Source organism: Streptomyces anatolicus (genome assembly GCF_019400875.1).
In the GTDB taxonomy this organism is placed as follows: domain Bacteria; phylum Actinomycetota; class Actinomycetes; order Streptomycetales; family Streptomycetaceae; genus Streptomyces; species Streptomyces anatolicus.
In genome coordinates this window covers 1-3,366 of record NZ_WMBF01000609.1, presented here as the reverse complement: position 1 = coordinate 3,366, position 3,366 = coordinate 1, and the positions used below count along the sequence as shown (strand labels likewise).

The following is a 3,366-nucleotide window of genomic DNA, read 5'->3' as shown; positions in this document are numbered from 1 at the left end:
CAGGCGAACCTCACCCCACCCGAGGCACCCCCGCCAGATGCCGGGAGGCGAAGGCCAGCTCGAGGGCGACCTGTTTGATCCGCTCGTCCACGACGAGCGACCCGTGCCCGGCGTCGTACCGGTACACCTCATGCACCGCGCCCCGCGCGACCAGCCGGCCCACGTAGTTGTCGATCTGGCGGATCGGGCAGCGCGGGTCGTTGACGCCCGCCGAGATGTAGACCGGGGCCTTGACCTGGTCCACGTACGTCAAGGGGGACGACGCGGCGAAGCGCTCGGGGACCTCCTCCGGCGTGCCGCCCAGCAGCGTGCGGTCCATCGCCTTGAGGGCCTCCATCTCGTCGTGGTACGCCGTCACGTAGTCCGCGACGGGCACCGCCGCCAACCCCACTGCCCAGGCGTCCGGCTGCGTACCGAGGCCGAGCAGGGTGAGGTACCCGCCCCAGGAGCCGCCCGAGAGGACCAGGCGGTCGGGGTCGGCGAGACCCGAGGTGACCGCCCACTCGCGGACCGCCGCGATGTCCTCCAGCTCGATGAGGCCCACCCGGTGCTTGAGCGCGTCCGTCCACTCACGGCCGTACCCCGTGGAGCCCCGGTAGTTGACCCGCACCACCGCGTACCCATGGTCGACCCAGGCCGCCGGGCCCGCCGCGAAGGAGTCGCTGTCGTGCCAGGTGGGCCCGCCGTGCACCTCGAAGACCGTGGGGAGCGGACCGGAGGCGCCCGCGGGCTTCTGCACGAGGGCGTGGACACGGCCGCCGGGGCCCTCCACCCACACGTCCTCCACCGGCACGGACCTCGGCGCCTTCATGCCGGGCGGATCCAGGACCACGCCACCCGAGGTGGACCGCACCACCGGCGGCTCGGCCGCCGAGGACCACATGTACTCCACGGAGCCGTCGGGCCGCGCCGTCGCACCCGAGACCGAGCCCGCGGGCGTCTCGATGCGGACCAGCTCCCGCGAGGCCAGGTCATAGCGGAACAGCTCGCCCCGCGCCTCGAAGCCGTGCGCGATCAGCAGCGCGGAGCCGTCCGGATACCACTCGGCGCTCACATCACCCGGCAGCCCGAGCGCGAGGTCGCTCTCCTCGCCGGACGCGACGTCCCACAGCATCGGCTCCCAGCGGCCCCGGCGCTGGTGCCCGATGAGCAGGCGCGTGTCCCCGTGGACCGGCGCGAAGCCGAGGACCTCAAGACCCAGCTCGACCGTGCCGCCCTTGGTGTCGTCCAGCTCGGCGACCGTGGAGCCGTCCGTCCTGATCACGCGGAGCGCGGAGTGCATCGCGTCGCCGTGCTCCGTGTGCTCCACGGCGATGAGCGTGCCGTCGTGGGAGAGGTCGCCGACGCCCGCCGACTCGCGGTGGCGGTACACCTCGACGGGCCCCGCGTCCGGGCCGCCGGGAGCATCCGGGCGCACGACGTGGATCGTCGAGCCGTCCTCGTCCGTGGAGCGTCCGACGACCACCGTCCTGCCGTCCCTGCCGAGCGCGAGCCCCGCGGGGTAGGAGCCCTCCAGGCCGGGCACCGCGGGCTCGTCGGGCCCCCCGGCGAAGGGCTGGCGCAGCCACACGCCGAACTCGTCGCCGTCCTTGTCGTTGAACCACCAGATCCACTCGCCGTCGGGCGAGAGCACGCCGTCCGTCGTGCCGTTCGGCCGGTCGGTGACCTGGCGCTGGGTGCCCGTCGTCCTGTCCCACGCGTACAGCTCATACGTCCCCGTCGCGTTCGACACGAACAGGGAGCGCTGCGGCGCGTCCTCCGCCCAGTCCGGCAGCGACACCCGTGGTGCCCTGAACCGCTTCTCCCAGTCCGGCATGGACTTCGACCCCGTGGCCTTCTCTGCACCCGTCTCGCTCATGCCCCCCATAGTGCCCGCACCCACCGACAATTCGCTGGCGAGGTCCCCAGCCTGTGGATAACTTTCCGCACATGTACTCACAGACCCCTGCGGACTGGCGCGAGACCAACCGAAAACGCTGGGACGAACGCGTCCCGATCCACCTGGCCAGCGACTTCTACGACGTCGCCGCCTTCCGCGCCGGCGAGGACGCCCTGCGCGACTTCGAGCGCGCGGAAGTGGGTGACGTACGCGGCAGGTCGCTGCTGCACCTCCAGTGCCACATCGGCCTCGACACCCTGTCCTGGGCGCGGCACGGCGCCTCCCGCGTGGTCGGCCTCGACTTCTCCGAGACCGCCGTCGACGCGGCCCGGGAGTTTGCCGCCGAGCTGGGCCTCGGCCCGGAGCGCGCCGCCTTCGTCACCGCGGACGTGTACGACGCGGCGCAGGCGGTCCCCGACTCCGCGTACGACATCGTCTACACCGGAGTGGGCGCGCTCTGCTGGCTCCCCGACATCCAGCGCTGGGCCGAGACCGCCGCCTGCCTCGTCGCCCCCGGCGGCTTCCTCTACCTCGCCGAGTTCCACCCGCTCACCGACATCCTGGACGACGCCACGGGCTCCCACCTGGAGCACGACTACTTCGCGCGTGAGGCCTGGGTGGAGGAGGACCCCCACGGGTACGTGGACACGACGACGCCGACCGTCCACAACCGCTCCGTCGAGTGGCAGCACCCCATCGGAGAGGTCGTCTCCGCGCTCGCCGCGGCGGGCCTGCGCATCGACTTCCTGCACGAGCACGACATGACGCTCTTCCCGCGCTTCGGCGCGCTGGAGATCCGCGACGGCGCCTACCGCTTCCCCAAGGACCGCCCCCGCGTCCCGCTCATGTACTCACTGAAGGCGAGCAAGCCCTCCTGACGACAAGCGGCTCTCCTGAAGGCGAGCAAGCCCTGACGCCTCCCTCCCCGCAAGCTCAGGGCAACGGCGTAGGCGCCCGCAGCCACCCCTCGCGCCCGGGGTCGAACTCCCCCAGCTTCGCCCACTCCCAGGCCCGCAGCACCTCCCGCCCCAATTCGTCGTCCCGCTTGATGACGGCGACGACGGCATCGGCGGTGTGCCGGGCCAGGAGCAGCGTCCGCAGCCGGGTGGCGACGCCCTTCCCGCGGTGGGCGGGCGCCACCATCAGCTCGCTCAGCAGGAAGACCCGGCCCGAAGCGGTCTGCTCCTCGACACCGGCGGGCAGGATGCCGCGGAACCCCTCCCACCACTCGCCGGTGGGCGCGGCGCGATGCCCGTAGAGGGCGCCGACAAGGCCACCGGAGTCGGCGACGACCATGTCGAAGTCGGGCTGCTGGACATCGCGTTCGAAGCGCCCCAGAAAGCCCTGCCGGTCGCTGTACTCGGCGCCCGCCACACCCCGATAGGCCTCTACGTAGAGGTTGGCCACGGCCTCCCGCTGCTGCTCCGCCTGCCAACGGCTCAGCCGCCGCAAGAACACCTCTGCCATGCACGCCTCCCGCCCCGCCC

Annotated in this window: 3 protein-coding genes; 1 reads left to right on the top strand and 2 read right to left on the bottom strand. The window is 72.4% G+C overall.

Translation table 11 applies throughout. The features are described from left to right. Positions 1–10: 10 nt before the first annotated feature. Complete coding sequence (locus tag GKQ77_RS30315; protein ID WP_258022236.1) at positions 11–1,858, bottom strand: S9 family peptidase; 1,848 nt, start codon at positions 1,856–1,858, stop codon at positions 11–13. Between the two features lie 71 nt (positions 1,859–1,929). On the opposite strand from GKQ77_RS30315, the gene GKQ77_RS30310 reads away from it, so the two are divergent. Beyond that, positions 1,930–2,757, top strand: a complete 828-nt coding sequence (locus GKQ77_RS30310; RefSeq protein WP_219692322.1) for a class I SAM-dependent methyltransferase — start codon at positions 1,930–1,932, stop codon at positions 2,755–2,757. Positions 2,758–2,812: 55 nt separating this feature from the next. Here GKQ77_RS30310 and GKQ77_RS30305 read toward each other — a convergent pair. Next, a partial coding sequence (locus GKQ77_RS30305) for a GNAT family N-acetyltransferase (RefSeq protein WP_219692321.1) occupies positions 2,813–3,366 on the bottom strand: 554 nt, incomplete at its 5' end.

Bases quoted from the DNA above. Each gene is read 5' to 3' on its own strand.
- GKQ77_RS30310 (WP_219692322.1), top strand. From the start codon at position 1,930: ATGTACTCACAGACCCCTGCGGACTGGCGCGAGACCAACCGAAAACGC.
- GKQ77_RS30315 (WP_258022236.1), bottom strand. From the start codon at position 1,858: ATGAGCGAGACGGGTGCAGAGAAGGCCACGGGGTCGAAGTCCATGCCG.